20 protein-coding genes are annotated in these 18943 nt (G+C 70.6%); 6 read left to right on the plus strand and 14 right to left on the minus strand.

Features of this window, described 5'->3' with window-relative positions; all coding sequences use genetic code 11:
* Nucleotides 1–339: 339 nt before the first annotated feature.
* The 8 genes from QQM72_RS32615 to QQM72_RS32650 form a co-directional block, all read right to left on the minus strand.
* A complete protein-coding gene (locus tag QQM72_RS32615; protein ID WP_314224433.1) occupies nucleotides 340–1095 on the minus strand; it encodes a DUF3159 domain-containing protein in 756 nt (251 codons plus the stop codon).
* 3 nt (nucleotides 1096–1098) lie between these two features.
* Nucleotides 1099–1497 (minus strand): OB-fold nucleic acid binding domain-containing protein, encoded by a 399-nt coding sequence (locus QQM72_RS32620; RefSeq protein WP_078615454.1) that lies wholly within the window; start codon nucleotides 1495–1497, stop codon nucleotides 1099–1101.
* Between the two features lie 57 nt (nucleotides 1498–1554).
* Nucleotides 1555–2271, minus strand: a complete 717-nt coding sequence (locus QQM72_RS32625) for a response regulator (RefSeq protein WP_314224434.1) — start codon at nucleotides 2269–2271, stop codon at nucleotides 1555–1557.
* Complete coding sequence (locus tag QQM72_RS32630) at nucleotides 2265–4823, minus strand: sensor histidine kinase (protein ID WP_314224435.1); 2559 nt, start codon at nucleotides 4821–4823, stop codon at nucleotides 2265–2267. The genes QQM72_RS32625 and QQM72_RS32630 overlap by 7 nt, the downstream gene beginning before the upstream one ends.
* A gap of 213 nt (nucleotides 4824–5036) precedes the next feature.
* Complete coding sequence (locus tag QQM72_RS32635) at nucleotides 5037–6215, minus strand: alginate lyase family protein (RefSeq protein WP_314224436.1); 1179 nt, start codon at nucleotides 6213–6215, stop codon at nucleotides 5037–5039.
* Between the two features lie 207 nt (nucleotides 6216–6422).
* The gene (locus QQM72_RS32640; protein ID WP_314224437.1) at nucleotides 6423–7187 is read right to left on the minus strand and encodes a DUF3710 domain-containing protein; all 765 of its coding nucleotides are present in this window, start codon (nucleotides 7185–7187) and stop codon (nucleotides 6423–6425) included.
* A gap of 1 nt (nucleotide 7188) precedes the next feature.
* Nucleotides 7189–7740 carry a dUTP diphosphatase gene (dut, locus tag QQM72_RS32645; RefSeq protein ID WP_314224438.1) on the minus strand — a complete coding sequence of 184 codons (552 nt, stop codon included), beginning with the start codon at nucleotides 7738–7740 and terminating at the stop codon, nucleotides 7189–7191.
* Complete coding sequence (locus QQM72_RS32650; protein WP_314224439.1) at nucleotides 7737–8321, minus strand: PaaI family thioesterase; 585 nt, start codon at nucleotides 8319–8321, stop codon at nucleotides 7737–7739. Before QQM72_RS32650 ends, dut begins: the two co-directional genes overlap by 4 nt.
* A gap of 58 nt (nucleotides 8322–8379) precedes the next feature.
* Between QQM72_RS32650 and QQM72_RS32655 the strand changes: the two genes are divergently transcribed.
* Nucleotides 8380–8844, plus strand: a complete 465-nt coding sequence (locus QQM72_RS32655) for a DUF3093 domain-containing protein (protein WP_314224440.1) — start codon at nucleotides 8380–8382, stop codon at nucleotides 8842–8844.
* Between the two features lie 9 nt (nucleotides 8845–8853).
* On the opposite strand, the gene QQM72_RS32660 is transcribed toward QQM72_RS32655, so the two are convergent.
* The 4 genes from QQM72_RS32660 to QQM72_RS32675 all read right to left on the minus strand — a co-directional run bounded on the left by QQM72_RS32660 (nucleotide 8854) and on the right by QQM72_RS32675 (nucleotide 12482).
* Entirely contained in the window at nucleotides 8854–9873 is a 1020-nt protein-coding gene (locus QQM72_RS32660) for a hypothetical protein (protein ID WP_314224441.1), read from the minus strand.
* A gap of 13 nt (nucleotides 9874–9886) precedes the next feature.
* Entirely contained in the window at nucleotides 9887–10183 is a 297-nt protein-coding gene (locus tag QQM72_RS32665) for a DUF4193 domain-containing protein (RefSeq protein ID WP_003993510.1), read from the minus strand.
* Nucleotides 10184–10577: 394 nt separating this feature from the next.
* A complete protein-coding gene (locus tag QQM72_RS32670; protein WP_314224442.1) occupies nucleotides 10578–11822 on the minus strand; it encodes a sensor histidine kinase in 1245 nt (414 codons plus the stop codon).
* Nucleotides 11823–11828: 6 nt separating this feature from the next.
* Nucleotides 11829–12482, minus strand: coding sequence for a response regulator transcription factor (locus QQM72_RS32675; protein WP_020125132.1), 654 nt, complete (start codon nucleotides 12480–12482; stop codon nucleotides 11829–11831).
* 416 nt (nucleotides 12483–12898) lie between these two features.
* Here QQM72_RS32675 and QQM72_RS32680 point away from each other — a divergent pair, with 416 nt between their 5' ends.
* Nucleotides 12899–13072: a hypothetical protein gene (locus tag QQM72_RS32680; protein ID WP_314224443.1), complete on the plus strand. Its 174-nt coding sequence runs from the start codon at nucleotides 12899–12901 to the stop codon at nucleotides 13070–13072.
* 75 nt (nucleotides 13073–13147) lie between these two features.
* Here the strand turns inward: QQM72_RS32680 and QQM72_RS32685 are convergent, their stop codons facing one another.
* Both QQM72_RS32685 and QQM72_RS32690 read right to left on the minus strand, forming a co-directional pair.
* Complete coding sequence (locus QQM72_RS32685) at nucleotides 13148–13963, minus strand: inositol monophosphatase family protein (RefSeq protein WP_314224444.1); 816 nt, start codon at nucleotides 13961–13963, stop codon at nucleotides 13148–13150.
* Between the two features lie 8 nt (nucleotides 13964–13971).
* Nucleotides 13972–15099, minus strand: a complete 1128-nt coding sequence (locus tag QQM72_RS32690; RefSeq protein ID WP_314224445.1) for a ferrochelatase — start codon at nucleotides 15097–15099, stop codon at nucleotides 13972–13974.
* Nucleotides 15100–15332: 233 nt separating this feature from the next.
* Between QQM72_RS32690 and QQM72_RS32695 the strand changes: the two genes are divergently transcribed.
* From QQM72_RS32695 to QQM72_RS32710, 4 genes are read left to right on the plus strand one after another with little or no spacing between them, the layout of a single operon-like run.
* Nucleotides 15333–16571 carry an MFS transporter gene (locus QQM72_RS32695; protein ID WP_142266554.1) on the plus strand — a complete coding sequence of 413 codons (1239 nt, stop codon included), beginning with the start codon at nucleotides 15333–15335 and terminating at the stop codon, nucleotides 16569–16571.
* Nucleotides 16531–17859: a D-arabinono-1,4-lactone oxidase gene (locus QQM72_RS32700; protein WP_314224446.1), complete on the plus strand. Its 1329-nt coding sequence runs from the start codon at nucleotides 16531–16533 to the stop codon at nucleotides 17857–17859. Before QQM72_RS32695 ends, QQM72_RS32700 begins: the two co-directional genes overlap by 41 nt.
* A 59-nt stretch (nucleotides 17860–17918) precedes the next feature.
* Nucleotides 17919–18347: a hypothetical protein gene (locus tag QQM72_RS32705; protein ID WP_314224447.1), complete on the plus strand. Its 429-nt coding sequence runs from the start codon at nucleotides 17919–17921 to the stop codon at nucleotides 18345–18347.
* Nucleotides 18344–18730 (plus strand): hypothetical protein, encoded by a 387-nt coding sequence (locus QQM72_RS32710; protein ID WP_314224448.1) that lies wholly within the window; start codon nucleotides 18344–18346, stop codon nucleotides 18728–18730. The genes QQM72_RS32705 and QQM72_RS32710 overlap by 4 nt, the downstream gene beginning before the upstream one ends.
* The last annotated feature ends 213 nt before the right edge of the window (nucleotides 18731–18943 follow it).

Genomic DNA, 18943 nt, shown 5'->3' on the forward strand with positions numbered 1-18943 from the left:
CCGCGTTCGACGACGGGCCCGTACGAGTCCCTGCCAGCCCGCCCCGCGTTCGACGACGGGCCCGTACGAGTCCCTGCCAGCCCGCCCCGCGTTCGACGACGGGCCCGTACGAGTCCCTGCCAGCCCGCCCCGCGTTCGACGACGGGCCCGTACGAGTCCCTGCCAGCCCGCCCCGCGTTCGACGACGGGCCCGTACGAGTCCCTGCCAGCCCGCCCCGCGTTCGACGACGGGCCCGTACGAGTCCCTGCCAGCCCGTCCGGCGTTCGAGGACGAGGCCCCTTCAGGGCCGAAGGGGGTCTGGGGGCGGCCCCCAGGGACGGTCACCCCGGCACCGGGAGCTAGCCCTCCCGACGGTGCCGCCCACCGGCCTCCGACGCCTCCGCGGCAGCGGCCGCGGCCTTCTCCTCCGCCTCCATCTCCGCGAACACGTCGATCGGCGCGGGCGCCTTCGCGAGGAAGACCCACGTCAGCCAGACGGCGAGCAGGAACGGCGGGATCTTCAGTGCGATCAGCACCCAGCCCAGCTGCGCTGTGTCGGCCCACCAGTACAGCGGGAACAGGATCGCGCACTTGGCGAGCAGGATCAGCCCCCACGCCCAGCTGGCCTTGGCGTACGCCTTCTTGCGGCCCGGGTTGCGGGTCCGCCAGGAGAGGTTCTCCTTGAAGACCGGGCCCAGGATCAGGCCGATCAACGGCACCCCGCACAGCGTCGTGATGATGTAGGCGAGGGCGAGGCCGAGCGTGTAGAGCATGCCCGGCAGATAGAAGTCCTTGGCGTTGCCGGTCATCATCGCGAAGACGACGCCGAAGGCGACGCCGAAGACCCCGCTGAAGGCGTGCTTGACGGTGTCCTTCATCGCCAGGCGGACCACGACCAGGATCAGCGACACCGCGAGCGCGGCGATCGCGGACATGTGCAGATCCTTGTTGATCGTGAAGATCGTGACGAAGAGCAGGCCGGGCACGACCGTCTCGACCATGCCCCGCACCCCGCCGAACGCCTCGAACAGCGCGGCCTCGGTCACCGCCCGGGCGTCGGCCGCGGTCTTGTCGTCCGCGGTCGTGTCTTCGGTCGGCTTGTCGAGCGACGTCACCGGCTACTCCCTACCCAGGGGTCTCAGTTCGTACTTGGGGTTGAACAGCACCCGGCGGCCCCGGCTCATGGAGACCCGCCCCGATGCGATGAGTCTGCGTCCCGGCTCTATGCCGACTATGGAGCGCCTGCCCAGCCACACCACGTCCAGCGCCGCGGTGCCGTCGAACAGCTCGGCCTCCAGGGCCGGGACTCCGGCACGTGGCCGCAGGGTGACCGTGCGCAAGGTACCAGTAACCGTGACGATCTGGCGGTCCTGGCAGTCTCCGATCCGCGTGCATCCGGCCGTCTCGGCGTCCTCTCGCAGCTCCTCGGACTCCAGGTCCTCCTGCGACGAGGAGAGCCGGTCGAGCATGCGCCGGAACCGGCCCACCGGCTTTTCGGAACGAGGGACAGCACTCATGTCTGAAGGGTACCGGGGCACACCCACCGAGCCGTAGCCGCCGCCCCACCCGTCGCACTAACGCTCGAACCGGTATCCCATCCCGGGTTCCGTGACGAAGTGCCGGGGATGCGAGGGATCCGCCTCGAGCTTGCGTCTCAGCTGCGCCATGTACACCCGCAGGTAGTTGGTCTCCGTTCCGTACGAGGGCCCCCACACCTCCTGGAGCAGCTGCTTCTGGCTGACCAGCCGCCCGGAGTTGCGCACCAGCACCTCCAGCAGATGCCACTCCGTCGGGGTCAGCCGTACGTCCCTCCCGGCTCGGTTGACCTTCTTCGCGGCCAGGTCGACGGTGAACCCGTCGGTCTCCACCAGGACCTCGTCCTCACCGCCCCCGGCGGGTTCCGCCCGGCGGACCGCGGCTCGCAGCCGGGCCAGCAGCTCGTCCATGCCGAACGGCTTGGTGACGTAGTCGTCGGCGCCCGCGTCCAGCGCCTCGACCTTCTCGTCCGAGGAGTGCCGGGCGGAGAGCACCAGGATCGGCACCCTGGTCCAGCCGCGCAGTCCCTTGATCACCTCGACGCCGTCCATGTCCGGCAGCCCCAGGTCGAGGACGATCACGTCCGGGTGGCGGGCGGCGGCGAGCCGCAGGGCGGTGGCGCCGTCGTGGGCCGCGTCGACCTCGTACCTGCGGGCCTTGAGGTTGATCACGAGAGCGCGGACGATCTGCGGCTCGTCGTCGATCACGAGCACTCTCGTGGGGGCCTGGGACGTCCCCTCGTCCGGGCTCAGCATGAGGCGTGCCTTTCGGGTTGTGCGGACTGTGCGGCCTGCGGCTCTGGGCGCGGTCCCGCCGCGCGGACGGTGAGGACCATGGTGAGGCCGCCGCCGGGGGTGTCCTCCGCGTCGAGGGTGCCGCCCATGGCCTCGGCGAAGCCGCGCGCGACCGCGAGCCCCAGCCCCACCCCGGCCCCGCGGGGAGCGTCACCGTAGCGCTGGAAGGGGGCGAATATCCGCTCCTTGGCCTCGTCGGGCACGCCCGGCCCGCGGTCCACGACCCGTACCTCGACCCGGTCGGACATCGCGCTCGCCGAGACCAGCACGGGCTCGCCGGCCGGACTGTACTTGACCGCGTTCTCCACGAGGTTGGCGACCGACCGCTCCAGCAGCCCGGCGTCCACGGCGACCATGGGCAGCGACTCCGGGATGTCCAGTTCCACGCTCGCCGCCGGATCGGGCACCCCGCCGAGCGCCATCGGCACCACCTCGTCCAGGTCGATCTCCCGGATGATCGGCGTGACCGTACCGGTCTGGAGGCGGGACATGTCCAGCAGGTTGCCCACCAGGTGGTCGAGGCGGTCCGCGCCCTCCTCGATGCCCTCCAGCAGCTCCGCCTGATCCTCCTCGGACCAGGCCACGTCGTCGGATCTGAGGCTCGACACGGCCGCCTTGATCCCGGCCAGCGGGGTCCGCAGGTCGTGGCTCACGGCGGCCAGCAGGGCCGTGCGGATGCGGTTGCCCTCGGCCAGCGCGCGGGCTCGGTCGGCCTCCTCCAGGAGGCGCCGCCGGTCCAGTACGACGACCGCCTGCGCGGCGAACGCGGCCAGCACCCGCCGGTCCTCCGCGGGCAGCAGCCGCCCGGTGAGCGCCAGCGCCAGGTGGTCGCCGACCGGCACCTCCACGTCCGCGTCCTCGGGCCGCTCGACCTGCCGTCCGAACCCGACGTGGCCCGCGCGGGTCCACGGCGCCCTGTCGTCCCCCCGCTCCAACAGGGCGGCCGACTCCATCCCGAAGGTCTCGCGCACCCGCTCCAGCAGCGCCTCCAGGCTGGTCTCGCCCCGCAGCACGTTGCCCGCCAGGTAGGACAGGATCTCCGACTCGGCGCGCAGCCGGGCGGCCTGGTGCGTACGCCGGGCCGCCAGATCCACCACCGAGGCCACCGACACCCCCACCCCGACGAAGATCACGATGGCGACGATGTTCTTCGGGTCGGCGACCGTCCATCGGTGCAGGGGCGGTGTGTAGAAGTAGTTGAGCAGCAGCGAGCCCACCGCCGCGGAGGCCAGGGCCGGCAGCAGCCCGCCGAGCAGCGCCGCCGCCACCGTCACGGCCAGGAAGAGCAGCATGTCGTTGGCGAGGCCGAGGTGGACGGTGTTCAGCAGCAGCGCCAGCAGCGCCGGGCCCAGCACACCGACCAGCCAGCCCCAGATGATCCGGGCCCGCCCGAGCCGGGCGCCCCGGGCCACCGGCAGTCCACGTCCCTTGGCGACCTCGTCGTGGGTGACGATGTGCACGTCGAGGTCGGACCCCGACTCCCGGGCGACGGTCGCGCCGACCCCGGGCCCGAAGACGTACTGCCAGGCCTTGCGGCGCGAGGAGCCGAGCACGATCTGCGTGGCGTTGACCCCGCGGGCGAAGTCGAGCAGCGCGGCCGGGATGTCGTCGCCGACCACGTGGTGGAAGGTGCCGCCCAGGTCCTCCACAAGGGTGCGCTGGACCGCCAGTTCCTTGGGTGAGGAGGAGGTCAGCCCGTCGCTGCGCGCGATGTACACGGCCAGCACCTCGCCGCCGGCGCCCTTCTCCGCCAGCCGCGCCGCCCGCCGGATCAGGGTGCGTCCCTCCGGGCCGCCGGTCAGCCCGACCACGATCCGCTCGCGCGAACCCCAGATCGCCGACACATGGTGCTCGCTGCGGTACTGCTTCAGGTACTCGTCGACCCGGTCGGCCACCCACAGCAGCGCCAGCTCACGCAGGGCGGTGAGGTTGCCGGGCCGGAAGTAGTTGGACAGGGCCGCGTCGACCTTGTCCGGCTTGTAGATGTTCCCGTGCGCCATCCGCCGCCGCAGCGCCTGCGGTGACATGTCCACCAGCTCGATCTGGTCGGCGCGCCGGACGAACTCGTCGGGCACCGTCTCCTGCTGCCGCACCCCCGTGATCGACTCCACGACGTCGCCGAGGGACTCCAGGTGCTGGATGTTCACGGTCGAGACCACGTCGACGCCGGCGGCGAGCAGTTCCTGCACGTCCTGCCAGCGCTTGGCGTTGCGCGAGCCCGGGACGTTGGTGTGCGCGAGTTCGTCCACCAGGGCGACCCGCGGGGCGCGGGCGAGCACCGCGTCCACGTCCATCTCGGTGAAGACGCCGCCGCGGTACTCCAGTTCCCGGCGCGGGACCTGCTCGAGGCCGTGCAGCATCACCTCGGTGCGCTGCCGCCCGTGGTGCTCGACGAACGCCACCACGCAGTCCGTGCCGCGCTCCACCCGGCGGTGCGCCTCGGACAGCATCGCGTACGTCTTGCCCACCCCCGGTGCCGCACCGAGGTGGATCCGAAGCTTTCCGCGTGCCATGGCCTCATTGTCTTCCTGTGACTCCTGCGTACGCAGCGTCGACCTTACGGCCAACAGTTCCGGCATAAGGGACGAGCTGAAGGGCGAGGGACGCCTTTGACGCAACCCTGACGCGGCGAGACGACCACCGGCGCCCCTCACGTCTTCATCGGACGAGCCCCCCGAATCGGTTCACGCACACCGGGTCACGCACCACAAGTCACGGACACGGGGTCACGCGGGATTGTCCCCATGGGTGAGGGTCTCCCAGGCGACGAACAGGTTGTTGCTGCCGGCCGGGCGGTTCCGCAGGGTCAGCGTCCGGGTGTTGGTCATCGCGATGCCCAGACGGTTGTGCAGCGCGTTGTAACCGACCTCGGTGACCGGGCCGAGCGCCTGGTTCAGCGAGCCGCCGCACAGCCAGCTCGGGACGGCCGCGCCGAGCTCGTACTTGGCCTGGAAGCCGAGGGCCTGCCGCAGCCGCTCGCCGACGTCGGTGCCGTACAGGTCCTGCCCCTGGATCCGGCTGGTCTCGGCGACGTGCGAGATCGCGGAGATGCCGTACCCGGTGTGGGTGAGGTCGCGGCAGGTCTCCTGGGTCAGGCCGGTGACGAAGGTGCCCTGCCCCTGCCAGTAGGCGACGACCTTGTCCCGGGTGTTCAGGTTCTGGCTCGGCACGGTCCTCGGCAGCTCGCCGTCGGAGGCCAGGTAGACGTAGGCCGCCGTGCGGGTGCGGAATTTCGCCATGGCCTTGTCGTACGACGTCTTGTCCTCGAGGAAGACGGAGATGCCGATCGCGGCCTCCGTCATGGACAGCTCCCAGTTCCCGTTGGAGTTGGAGCCGTTGATGACCTCGGGCAGGTAGACGTCCCGCAGCATGGCCGCGAAGCGGCCGGAGCCGGCCCAGCCGCCGGTGTACGTGTACTTGATGATCTCGGCGGCCCTCGGCCAGGACGAGCCGGCCCAGCCGGTCTGGAGGGGCGCGTTGCTGTTCGTGTGGTCCTTGACGACGGCCGACCAGGCGTCCATCAGCTCGATGGCCTTCTCCGCGTACCGCTCGTCCCGCGTGACGTACCAGGCGAGGGCGTCGGTGTAGGCCGCGAGGGCGTCCTCCCGCTCGTCCGTGCAGCCGTGGTTCGGGTTGGAGTAGGAACCGCACTCGACCACGGCGCGGGGCTTCGGGGTGCGGCTCAGACTGGCGTACTTGCTCGCCAGAAGCTGATCGAAGGCCCCCTTCCAGGGCTGGGCGGCGGAGTCGACCTTGCTCCGTACGAAGTCCAGTTGCGCCCGGGAGACGGTGACCCCGGGGTGGGCGAAGGCGGCGGGGGCGGCTTGAGCCCGGGGGACGTTCGGGGACGCGAGAGCGCCCAGGACCAGGGCGGTGACGGTCACAAGGAATGCGGTTCGACGCACAGCAGCTCCGTTCTCGTTCTCTTATGTGAACACAGAGCGCCCTTATGAACTCAGGCGTTGAGCAGGGACCGTAGGTCCAGACCAATGCACCGTCAAGAGTTCACACACGAGAAGAACGCGAGACACGCACACGAGACGCGAACACGACAAAGGGCCGCACCCCGTCCGGGGTGCGGCCCTTTCAGCCGTAAGGTCTGCCGTCGTGGACTAGCGGACCTCGGTGATCTCCGGTCCGCGCTGGAGCTGGCCCATGCCGCCGGAGAAGCGGGAGCCCTCGTCCTGCTGCTGGACACCCTCGGGGACCATCTGCGCGTCGTTCGGCAGCTTGAGGACGATCGGGTCGCGGGGCGCCATCGGGCCCTCACCGCGGACCACGACGGTGTCCCGGAAGATCTGCTCGAGCAGACCGGCCGCCTGCGGCTGCACCGCGCCCTGACCCGAGATCACCCCGCGCAGGAACCAGCGGGGACCGTCCACACCGACGAACCGCACGACGTGGAAGCCACCCGTGCCGTCCGGCAGCTGCACCGGCACCTGGGCCCGCAGCTCCCAGCCCAGCGGGCCTTCGACCTCGTCGACGATGCCACCCTGCTGAGTGATGCCGGAGCCGATCTCCTCGCGCACCTCGCCCCAGATGCCCTCGCGCTTGGGAGCGGCGAAGGCCTGGAGCTGGATGGCGCTGTCGCGCAGTACGACGGTCGCCGCGACGATCGCGTCACCGGCGACCTCGACCCGCAGCTCCATGCCGTCGACCCCGGGCACGAAGATCCCGCCGAGGTCCACGCGGCCCTCTGCCGGGTCGCGCACCTCCGAGTCGTCCCAGGGGCCGTCGGGCCGCGGCTCGGGCTCGAGCCGCACCCGCTCGCGCTCGCCCTCTACGTCGTCCGCCTCAGCGTCGACATGGTCGACGACCTGCTCGGCCTCGCCGGCCGCGTCCTCGGCGGCACCCTTCTTCTTGCGACGTCCGAACACGTCACTGTCCTTCCCGGTCGGATACGACCGAAGCGTATCGATTCCCACCCGTCGCGCCGCCCTCGGCGGCCGAGGCGCTTGTACCGCTTTCACCGCCCACGGCGGCATGCCCGCCGGTGGACCCGAAGCCCCCTGCGGCCCGCGCCGATTCGGGAAGCTCCGCCACCTCCTGGAAGCGGACCCTCTCGACCTGCTGGACGACCAGTTGGGCAATCCGGTCGAAGCGCTCGAACCGCACGGACTCGCGCGGGTCGAGATTCACCACGATCACCTTGATCTCCCCACGGTACCCGGCATCAACCGTCCCCGGGGCATTCACGAGGGCTACTCCGCACCGGGCGGCCAGCCCCGAGCGCGGGTGCACGAAGGCCGCGTACCCCTCGGGCAGGGCGATGGACACCCCCGTGGGCAGCACGGCCCGCTCCCCCGGAGCGAGTTCATGGCTGCGCGTGGTGCGCAGATCGGCCCCGGCGTCACCCGGGTGCTCGTACGCCGGAAGCGGTACGTCGGGGTCGACGCGCCGGATCAGGACGTTCAGGGGGTCGCGGCTCACGGGTTCACCTCGAAGGCGCGGGTGCGCCTGATCTGGTCCGGGTCGCTCATGGCGGCCTGGATCTCGGCCTCACGGCCGTGGCTCACGAAGTGCTCGACCGCGACCTCGACGAAGAGTGCGTCGGCACGGACGGCGAGCGGCCCGTCGGGGCCGCCGATCCGCCCGGTGGCACTCGAGTAGATCTTGCGCCGGGCGACCGCCGTCACCTCGGCCTCCAGGTAGAGCGTGGTACCGACGGGCACGGGGCGCACGAAGTCGGTCTCCAGCCGTCCGGTCACGGCGATCGTCCGCAGGAGCCAGTTCAGCGAGCCGAGCGTCTCGTCGAGGGCGGTGGCCAGGATCCCGCCGTGCGCGAGGCCGGGCGCACCCTGGTGCGCGGGCTGCACGATGAACTCGGCGGTGACGGTCACGCCCTCGCCGGCCCGCGCCTCCAGATGCAGCCCGTGCGTCTGCTCGCCGCCACATCCGAAACAGTGTTCGTAGTGGGCACCGAGAAGCTCACCGGGCACGGGAGCGTCGGGGTGCCGAACGGGTTTCACGGCATCGGCCGGAGGCTCAAGAGCTGCGGAAGTACCACTCACAGCCGCAGACCTTACCCGCGCGTCCGCCATATCAGGACACCGTGCCAAGCTTGGCCCCATGCAGCTCTCGACCGCCCCGTACGAAGAACGCCTCACCGCCCCGCGATCGTGGTGGTTCGTCTCGTTCCTCGTGGGTGTCTCCATGGCCCTGATCCTGCTGCCCTTCGGCACCCTGCCGTTGCTCGGCGGTCTGGTCGGCGGCACCGCGGCCGCCGCGGTCGTTGCCAGCTCCTACGGTTCCCTGCGCATCCGCGTCGTGGGCGGCTCGCTGATCGCGGGCGAGGCGAAGATCCCGGTCGCGGCCCTGGGCGAGGCGGAGATCCTGGACGCGGACGGAGCGCGCGCCTGGCGCACGTACAAGGCCGACACCCGGGCCTTCCTGCTGCTGCGCTCCTACATCCCCACGGCCCTGCGGGTCGAGGTCACCGACCCGGCCGACCCGACCCCCTACCTGTACCTGTCGACGCGGGAGCCGGAGCGCCTGGCAGCGGCGCTGAAGGCGGCGCGAGAGGCTACGGCGTAGCCGCAGCCCTCAGCGCCCGAGCCCTCCGGGCCTCTCGGGGTTCCCGGGGTTCTCAGGGTTCCCGGAGCTTTCGGGATTGCCGGGCCCCAGGGGGTTCAAGGGGTTCTCGGGGATCTCACCGATGGCCAGGGCATCCGCCGGCTTCTCCAGCGGCGGCAGCGCCGGCAGCGCGTCCCACGGCACCTGCATCTTCCGCAGGTCGGCCCGGACCTTCGCGGCCACCCTCCGGGTGTCCCGCCGGTTCATGACCGCGCCGACGGCGGCGCCCACCATGAAGGGCATCAGCATCGGCAGATCGCGGACCATGCGCTTCATGATCTGCTGGCGCAGCTCACGCTTCATCTGGCCGCCGAGCGCCGAGTTGACCGAGGACGGCTTCATGACATCGACGCCGCGTTCGCCCGACCACGAGCGCAGATACGCGGTACTGCGGTCCTTGAGACCGCCCGCCGGCCGCACTCCGTAGACCTCGTGGAGTTCGGCGATCAGTTTCAGCTCGATGGCCGCGACGCCGGTGATCTCCGCGGCCAGTTCGGTCGGCATGGCGGGCGGCACGGGAAGCATCGCCGCCGCCCCGATGCCCGCGCCGACGGTGGACGTGGCGTTCGCCGCGCCCGACACGAGCTTGTCCGCGAGCTGCTCGGGCCCGAGACCGGGGAACTGCCTGCGCAGCGTCTGGAGGTCCCGTACGGGGACCCGTGGGGCAAGGTCGATGATCCGGTCGGCGAGGTGCCCCAGCCCCGCCCTGGCGCGGTTCCCGCCCTTGCGGACGCCTTCCAGGGCCAGATCCTTCGCCTTGTCCCGGATGACCGCCGCCCGTCGCTTGGCGACGGGGGCGGCGTTCCGCGTCGGCACCGGGAGGTCAGCCCGGTCAGCCGCGGGTTCGAGCGAGGCCGATCCTGCCGGGACCGCTCCCGTACCGGATGAGCCTCGCTCGTCGTCACGCACGCCGTGAGGGCCCTGGGAAGGCCCCTTGTCCGTTCCCCGCAGGGGGAAGCGGCGCTTCCGAGGTGGGGTCGAGCCAGTCACGGCCGACCCCGCCTCAGTCGCAGTCGCGGCAGATCGGCTGGCCGTTCTTCTCCCGGGCCAGCTGGCTGCGGTGGTGCACCAGGAAGCAGCTCATGCAAGTGAACTCGTCCTGCTGCTTCGGCAGCACCCGGACGGCCAGTTCCTCGTTCGAGAGGTCTGCGCCGGGCAGTTCGAGCCCCTCCGCGGCCTCGAATTCGTCGACGTCGACTGCGGAAGCGGACTTGTCGTTCCGCCTGGCCTTCAGCTCTTCGAGACTGTCTGAGTCGACGTCGTCATCGGTCTTGCGTGGGGTGTCGTAATCGGTAGCCATTTCGCCTCTCCCCCTCTGGGTGTCTGCGGTGTCTCCAGCGCACGTAACGCGTGAGAGGCCGGACTTGTGCCCGCCTCGAGGCGGAGATTTTGCCTCACATCAAGGTCTGTTACTCAATCGACACCCAACCGAACTCCTCACGAGTGATCGGCTTGGATGGCGATCGGGACCGTACACGGTCCGAATGCCGCACTTCAAAGGCGTCTCACCGTGTACTTCCCGTGATCAGGACCCCTGAAAACCCGGATTTTCCGGGCTTTACGACGGCATTCATGATCACGGAGAGTGGATGGCCGGAAATTCGCCCTTGTGATCGATCACACACGGGGCAGCCAGGTCGGGATCCAGAAAATTCCGCGCAAAGCGAACATCCCCGCGTGTCGGCGACATGATCTCAGACGGGGAAGGTGACCCGCATCACGAGCCCACCCCCCTCGCGCGGCTGGGCCGCGATATGACCGCCGTGCGCCCGGGCCACGGACCGCACGATGGACAGGCCCAACCCGACCCCCTTGTCACTGCCGGTCCGCTCCGTACGCAGGCGACGGAAGGGCTCGAACAGATTATCGATCTCATATGCGGGCACCACCGGCCCGGTGTTCGACACGACGAGGACCGCCTGCCCGTGCTGGACCTCGGTGGTCACCTCGACCCAGCCGCCCTCGGACACGTTGTACCGTACGGCGTTCTGTACGAGATTCAGCGCGATCCGCTCCAACAGGACGCCGTTGCCCTGGACGACGGCGGGTTTCTGCTCCCCGCGGATCACCACGCCCTTGGCCGCCGCCTCCCCGTGCACCTGGTCGATGGCCTGCCCCGCGACCTCCGCGAGGTCGACCGGCTTGCGCTCGACGATCTGGTTGTCGCTGCGGGCGAGCAGCAGCAGGCCCTCGACGAGCTGCTCGCTGCGCTCGTTGGTGGCCAGCAGCGTCTTGCCGAGCTGTTGCAGCTCCACCGGCGCGTCCGGATCGGAAAGGTGCACCTCGAGCAGCGTGCGGTTGATCGCCAGCGGGGTCCTCAGCTCGTGCGAGGCGTTGCCCACGAAGCGCTGCTGGGCCGTGAAGGCACGCTGGAGGCGCTCCAGCATGTCGTCGAAGGTGTCGGCCAGCTCCTTCAGCTCGTCGTCCGGCCCGTCCAGCTCGATACGGCGGGACAGGTCCGAGCCCGCCACCGCGCGGGCGGTGCGGGTGATCCGGCCGAGCGGGGACAGCACCCGGCCGGCCATGGCGTAGCCGAAGGCGAAGGCGATCACCGCGAGGCCCAGCAGGGCCAGCAGGGACCGGCTCAGGAGGTTGTCCAGAGCCGCCTGGCGCTGGTGGTTCATGCACTGGCTGATCGCGTCGTTGAACTCACCCAGCGTCTGGCCGCTCGCGAGCCCGGGACAGTCGGTGCTGGAGACCTTCAGGTCCCCGACGTCGATGATCTTGAACAGCGGCTGGTTGCCGGTGTGCAGGGCCTGGGCGGCCAGCAGATAGATGATCGACAGCAACAGGATGCCGGCGATCAGGAACATGCCGCCGTACAGCAGCGTGAGCCGTATGCGGATGGTCGGGCGCAGCCACGGGAAGGGGGACTGCGGGCTCCTGGGGTCCCAGGTGGGTTTCGGGGGCGCCTGGGGAGGCGCGGGCGTCGATGCCACGGCGGATCAGATCCGGTAGCCGGAACCGGGGACGGTGACGATCACCGGGGGTTCGCCGAGCTTGCGGCGGAGCGTCATGACGGTCACGCGTACGACGTTGGTGAACGGGTCGGTGTTCTCGTCCCAGGCCTTCTCGAGGAGCTGCTCCGCGGAGACCACCGCGCCCTCGCTGCGCATCAGCACCTCGAGGACGGCGAACTCCTTGGGTGCGAGCTGGACCTCCTTGCCGTCGCGGAAGACCTCGCGGCGGTTGGGGTCGAGCTTGATGCCCGCCCGCTCCAGGACGGGCGGCAGCGGCAGGCTGGTGCGCCGGCCGAGGGCACGCACGCGGGCGATCAGCTCGCTGAAGGCGAAGGGCTTGGGGAGATAGTCGTCGGCGCCGATCTCCAGACCCTCGACTCGGTCACTGACGTCTCCGGAGGCCGTGAGCATCAGCACGCGCGTGGGCATGCCGAGTTCTACGATCTTGCGGCAGACGTCGTCGCCGTGGACGAGGGGGAGGTCGCGGTCGAGGACGACCACGTCGTAGTCGTTGACGCCGATGCGCTCCAGGGCGGCCGCTCCGTCGTACACGACGTCGACGGCCATGGCCTCCCGGCGCAGTCCGGTGGCCACCGCATCGGCGAGCAGCTGCTCGTCCTCGACGACGAGTACGCGCACGTCGCTTGTCCTTCCTGTGTCCACCCGCGTAGCGCTCGGCGAGCGCACGCGGGCAGGGGTTTCGGTGAGTGTGGGCTTCCATCCTGCCCTTTTCGGCCATAAGTCGGCGGTAAGGCGGGTGCGCGGAAGACGAAGGCCGGGTGTGAAGCCCGGGAATGCGAGATTTTCTCGTGAGGTTGAGGTTTCCACGGAAGAGAGCGGGGGGAGGACGGCTTTACACCCCGCGATCACGCTCTGCATGTGCCGCAGCACCATGCGGTACTCCGCGGTCCGTTTGCCGCAGAGCGGGCGTGGGTGTCCGGCACCGTCGCCGCCCGGCAGGGCAGCGCTGGGCACCTATGGCAGACGTGATCGCCCCTTCCCAACCGGCACACCCCCGTGCCACCGACCCACGACCCAGGACGAGGGGGCGCAGCATGGACGCATTCACCGCAGGACTTCTGCACCGCATAAGGACGACCGAGTCCGACCTGACGCGGGCTCTCGACGAGGGCGACGACTTCCTCGTCGAGGTGGAACAGGCCGAGCTCGACGACCTGCGCCGCCTCGCCGCCGAGCACGGTGTCGAAGTCGGCGCGACGAGCGTCTGAGCAGTTCGCAGGTACACGGAGGGGCCCCGGCGAATCCAGCGCCGGGGCCCCTTCGCGCGTCCGCGCGTGAGCGGCTCAGTCGTGCCAGGCGCCGAACTCCTCCAGGAGTCGCTGGAGGGGCTCGAAGACGCCGGGGGTGGCAGCGACCGTCAGGTCACGTGCGGGGCGCTCTCCGGGCCGCCCACCGGTCAGCGCGCCCGCTTCCCGGGCGATCAGGTCGCCCGCCCCGAGGTCCCAGGGGTGCAGCCCGCGTTCGTAGTAGCCGTCGAGGCGGCCCGCGGCCACGTCGCACAGGTCGACCGCGGCCGAGCCGCTGCGCCGGATGTCCCGCAGCAGCGGGATCAGCCGCTGCGCCACGTCCGCCTGGTGGGCGCGGACCTCGGTGACGTAGTTGAAGCCGGTGGAGACCAGGGCCTGCTCGAGGGGCGCCGCGGCACGGCAGGACAGGGCGCGCTCGCCCTCCCGGGCGCCGTTCCCCCACGCCCCGCCGCCGCGCACCGCGTGGTACGTCTCGCCGCGCATCGGGATCTCGACGACCCCGACGACGGTCTCGCCGTCCTGCTCGGCGGCGATCGAGACGGCCCAGGTGGGCAGTCCGTAGAGGTAGTTGACCGTGCCGTCGAGGGGGTCGATCACCCAGCGGATGCCGCTGCTGCCCTCACTGGAGGCGCCCTCCTCGCCGAGGAAGCCGTCGTCGGGCCGGTGTTCGGAGATGAGGCCCGTGATCAGTTTCTCGGCCGCGATGTCCATCTCGGTGACCACGTCGATCGGGCTGGACTTGGTGGCGGCGACCGCGAGGTCGGCCGGGCGGCCGTCCCGCAGCAGCTCGCCGGCCCGGCGGGCGGCCTCCTTGGCGAGCTCGAGCAGTTCGGTGTGCAGGGGGTCGGTCACGCCGTTCCTCACGCGTAGGGGCTGTCGGCGCCCGCGGCGGCGGGCTTGGGGGCGCGGGCGGGGCAGCAGCCGACCGGGCACAGGTTGTGGCTCGCGCCGAGCGCCCCCAGGGCGCACGGGGTGACCTCGAGGCCGCTCTCCGCCGCGGCGCGCTCCAGGACGAGCTCACGGATCGCGGCGGCGAAGCGGGGGTCGGCTCCGACGGTGGCCGAGCGGCGCACCGGCAGGCCCAGCTCCTCGGCCTTGGCCCTGGCCTCCGTGTCGAGGTCGTAGAGGACCTCCATGTGGTCGGAGACGAAGCCGATGGGCGCCATCACGACGGCCGGGACTCCGGCCGCGTGCCGCTCCTCCAGGTGGTCGCAGATGTCGGGCTCCAGCCAGGGGATGTGCGGGGCGCCGGAGCGGGACTGGTAGACGAGCTGCCAGGGGTGGTCCACGCCGGTGCGCTCACGGACGGCGTCGGCGATGAGCCGCGCGGTGTCCAGGTGCTGCTTCACGTAGGCGCCGCCGTCGCCGTGGTCCTCGACCGGGCCGGAGGTGTCCGCGGAGGCGTTCGGGATGGAGTGGGTCGAGAAGGCCAGGTGCGCGCCGTCCCTGACCTCATCGGGAAGATCGGCCAGCGAGCGCAGCACGCCCTCGATCATGGGCTCCAGGAAGCCGGGGTGGTTGAAGTAGTGCCGCAGCTTGTCGACCTTCGGCAGCTCGAGCCCCTCGGCCTCCAGCGCGGCCAGCGCCTCGGCGAGGTTCTCGCGGTACTGGCGGCAGCCGGAGTACGAGGCGTAGGCGCTGGTGGCGAGGACGAGAATGCGGCGACGGCCGTCGGTGACCATCTCGCGCAGCGTGTCCGTGAGGTACGGGGCCCAGTTGCGGTTGCCCCAGTAGATCGGCAGGTCCAGGCCGTGGTCGGCGAAGTCCTTGTGCAGGGCGTCCAGCAGGGCGCGGTTCTGGTCGTTGATGGGGCTGACCCCGCCGAACAGGAAGTAGTGCCGGCCCACTTCCTTGAGGCGTTCCTTGGGGATGCCCCGCCCGCGCGTCACGTTCTCCAGGAACGGAACCACGTCGTCCGGGCCTTCCGGGCCGCCGAAGGAGAGCAGGAGCAGGGCGTCGTAGGGGGTGGCATCGAGCGCGTCTCGCATGACTCGATCCTGCCACTCCCTTCCGACAGGCGGGAAACGGCGGGGTGCAGGCCGGGCGCCGCTCGCACCCGAATGCGTTAGGGTTGCCTAACTTCGTAAGCTGTATGAGCTGCCTTCACGCCTTACCGGTTCTGCCGGGCTCACCGCACGCCTTACCGAGTTCCTGCCGAACCGCCTTCCCTCACGCCGCGCCGAGCCGTCACGCGCGCGTGCCCGGACCCCCCGGAGACCCCGTGCCCAGCCCCTACCGCGCTCTGTTCGCCGCCCCCGGCTCCAAGCGTTTCTCCGCCGCGGGGTTCGTCGGCAGGATGCCGCTGTCGATGATGGGCATCGGCGTGGTCACGATGGTCTCCCAGCTCACGGGGCGCTACGGGCTGGCGGGCGCGCTGTCGGCGACCATCGCGCTGGCGGCCGCCGCCTTCGGGCCGCAGATCTCGCGGCTGGTGGATGTGCACGGTCAGCGCCGGGTGCTGCGCCCCGCGACGCTGGTCGCGCTCGCCGCCGCGACCGGGCTGCTGCTGGCCGCGCACTTCGAGTGGCCGGACTGGGTGCTGTTCGTGTGCGCCGCCGGGATCGGATCCGTGCCGAGCCTCGGCGCGATGATCCGGGCCCGCTGGGCGGCCCTGTACCGGGGCACGCCGCAACTGCACACCGCGTACTCCTTCGAGTCCGTGGTGGACGAGGTGTGCTTCATCTTCGGGCCGATCATCTCCATCGGTCTGTCCACGGCCTGGTTCCCGGAGGCGGGGCCGCTGCTGGCGGCCTGCTTCCTCGCCGTCGGCGTCTTCTGGCTGACCGCCCAGCGGGCCACCGAGCCCGCGCCGCATCCGCGTGAACAGCGCGGCGGCGGTTCGGCCCTGCGCTCGCCCGGACTCCAGGTTCTGGTGGCCACCTTCGTGGCGACCGGAACGATCTTCGGGGCGGTCGACGTGGTCACCGTCGCCTTCGCCGACGAGCAGGGCCACAAGGGCGCCGCCAGCGTCGTCCTGGCGCTCTACGCGGCCGGTTCCTGCGTGGCCGGGCTCGTCTTCGGCCTGTTGCACCTCAAGGGGGCACCGGAACGACGCTGGCTGCTGGGCGTGTTCATGATGGGCGTGAGTATGATCCCCCTCCTACTGGTCGGAAACTTGCCGTTTCTGGCCGTGGCGCTGTTCTTTGCGGGTCTGGCCATCGCTCCCACGATGATCACCACGATGTCCCTCATCGAAGAGCACGTACCACGCGCACAACTGACCGAGGGCATGACCTGGATCAGCACCGGGCTCGCGGTCGGCGTAGCGCTCGGCTCCTCCATCGCCGGCTGGGTCATCGACGCGGCGGGCGCACGGGCCGGGTACGGGGTTCCGGCGGTGTCCGGAGCCGTCGCGGTCGCGGTCGGTTTTCTGGGGTACCGCCGGCTGAGCAGGCCGGCGCCGGGTCGGGGAGGCACCGTTGAGCAGGACAGTGAGCGGGAAGAACGGCACGTGGCGTAACTGGGGCGGCAACGTCGCCGCACGCCCCGTGCGGGAGGTCACGCCCGCCTCCGTCGACGAACTGGCCGAGGCCGTGCGCCGGGCCGCCGAGGACGGGCTGAAGGTGAAGGCGGTCGGCACCGGCCACTCCTTCACGTCGATCGCGGCGACCGACGGCGTATTGATCCGGCCTCAACTCTTGACCGGCATCCGCAATATCGATCGCGACAACATGACCGTCACGGTCGAGGCCGGCACCCCGCTCAAGAGACTCAACCTGGCGCTCGCGCGCGAAGGCCTGTCGCTCACCAACATGGGCGACATCATGGAACAGACGGTGTCCGGGGCCACCAGCACCGGCACGCACGGCACCGGCCGTGAGTCCGCCTCGATCGCCGCCCAGATCAAGGGCCTCGAGCTCGTCACGGCGGACGGCTCGGTGCTCACCTGCTCGGAGAAGGGGACCGAGGAGGAGCGCGCGCTCTTCGCCGCCGCCCGGATCGGCCTGGGCGCCCTCGGCATCGTCACCGCGATCACCTTCGCCGTGGAACCGATCTTCCTGCTCACCGCGCGGGAGGAACCGATGCCCCTCGACAAGGTCCTCGCCGACTTCGACGAACTGTGGGCCGAGAACGAGCACTTCGAGTTCTACTGGTTCCCGCACACCGGCAGCACCAACACCAAGCGCAACAACCGCAGCGCGGGTCCCCGCAAGCCGGTGAGCCAGGTCTCGAGCTGGGTCGAGGACGAGTTCCTCTCCAACGGCGTCTTCCAGGTGGCCCAGTGGGTGGGCCGGGCGGCGCCCGCCACGATCCCGACGATCGCGCAGGTGTCCAGCAAGGCCCTGTCCGCGCGCACCTACACGGACATCCCCTACAAGGTCTTCACGTCCCCGCGCCGGGTGCGCTTCATCGAGATGGAGTACGCCGTCCCGCGCGAGGCGGTGACCGAGACGCTGCGCGAGCTGAAGGCGATGCTCGACCGATCGGGTCTGCGGGTCAGCTTCCCCGTCGAGGTGCGCACCGCGCCCGCCGACGACATCACCCTGTCCACCGCCTCCGGGCGCGACAGCGCCTACATCGCCGTCCACATGTTCAGGGGCACGCCCTACCAGGGGTACTTCACCGCCGCCGAGCGCATCTTCACCGCCCACGAGGGGCGGCCGCACTGGGGCAAGGTGCACACGCGGGACGCGGAGTACTTCGCCGGCGTCTATCCGCGCTTCGGCGAGTTCACGGCGCTGCGGGACCGGCTGGATCCTGATCGCCTGTTCCAGAACGACTACTTGCGGAGGGTTCTGGGGGCGTAGCGGACTCCGTGGGTGCGGGGGCCGCCGAGTCGTCGGCTCCCGTGCCGCCCTCCGGGGCCGTGGGAGTCGGCACCGTCCCGGCCGTCGCACCGCCGCCGGTGCCGTCGCCCGAGTCCTCCCCGCCGTCCGGGGCGGAGGTCCCGTCCGAGGAGGGCGACTCCCCCGCCGAGGGGGAGGAAGACGAGGACGAGGAGGGCGACGGCGTGGCGTCCTGGTCCTCGTCGGAGGAACCGGGCGAGGTCCCGGACGAGGAACCGCCGCCCGACACCGCCTCGGTGACCGTCGTGCCCCGGGCGCCGCTGAAACTGTCGCCCGACACCAGCTCGTACGTGGTGATCCCGGCCATCGCGACCCCGAAGACGAGCGCGGCCGCCACCACCGGCCGCCGACGGCGCCCGCTCCGGGCGCGGTGGACGGTGCCCTCGGTGAACTCGCCGGGCGCGGGCGGTGTGCGCACCCTCGGTTTCCCAGCCACCTGCGGGTCGTGAACCTGTACGTCACGGCCCCGTACGTCGCGAACCTGCGCGTCGCGCAACTGCTCGCCGGTACGCCTGAAGAAGTGCTGGAAGAGCGATCCGCCGCAGGTGGCGACGACACTGACGAGGCCCGCGCCGAGGATCGTGCCGTAGACCCCGAAGTACGAGGCGAGTTTCGCGGCCACCACCGCGGCCACGGCACTGCCGGCGACCTGAGGCACGCTCAGGTCGATCCGTTTCCGTTTCACCTCCTCCCCGGCGCTCGGCTCACCAACGATTTCGGGCCTTTCACGCATACCTGGAGCTTGCCTGCCTTTCCCGCACTTAATCAATCAACTGCACGAGAAGGGGACGTACGGACGAAACCGATAGTTCCATTTCGGGAGATTGCGTGAACTACGCCACGTCCAAGATCGATAAACACCCACGACGGACGGTCAAGTCCCACCTCTCCACAGAAGTTGGATGGCGCGCCAATCCACGCACGTGGCCCAAATGGAGTACTGTTGCGAGCCCTGGGCCCGGTCTTCCTCCAGGATGTCCGGAGCCTCGCTGGACCGCTTGAGGGGGGCTAGTTGCACAGGGTGACGGTGTTGGTCACTTAGCGT

It is taken from the genome of Streptomyces zaehneri (assembly GCF_032248645.1).
In the GTDB taxonomy this organism is placed as follows: Bacteria; Actinomycetota; Actinomycetes; order Streptomycetales; family Streptomycetaceae; genus Streptomyces; species Streptomyces coriariae.

Excerpts from the sequence above, each read along its gene's own strand:
- QQM72_RS32620 (WP_078615454.1), bottom strand. The coding sequence starts at position 1,497 with ATGAGTGCTGTCCCTCGTTCCGAAAAGCCGGTGGGCCGGTTCCGGCGC.
- QQM72_RS32625 (WP_314224434.1), bottom strand. The coding sequence starts at position 2,271 with ATGCTGAGCCCGGACGAGGGGACGTCCCAGGCCCCCACGAGAGTGCTC.
- QQM72_RS32630 (WP_314224435.1), bottom strand. The coding sequence starts at position 4,823 with ATGGCACGCGGAAAGCTTCGGATCCACCTCGGTGCGGCACCGGGGGTG.
- QQM72_RS32655 (WP_314224440.1), top strand. The coding sequence starts at position 8,380 with ATGCAGCTCTCGACCGCCCCGTACGAAGAACGCCTCACCGCCCCGCGA.
- QQM72_RS32665 (WP_003993510.1), bottom strand. The coding sequence starts at position 10,183 with ATGGCTACCGATTACGACACCCCACGCAAGACCGATGACGACGTCGAC.
- QQM72_RS32680 (WP_314224443.1), top strand. The coding sequence starts at position 12,899 with ATGGACGCATTCACCGCAGGACTTCTGCACCGCATAAGGACGACCGAG.
- QQM72_RS32690 (WP_314224445.1), bottom strand. The coding sequence starts at position 15,099 with ATGCGAGACGCGCTCGATGCCACCCCCTACGACGCCCTGCTCCTGCTC.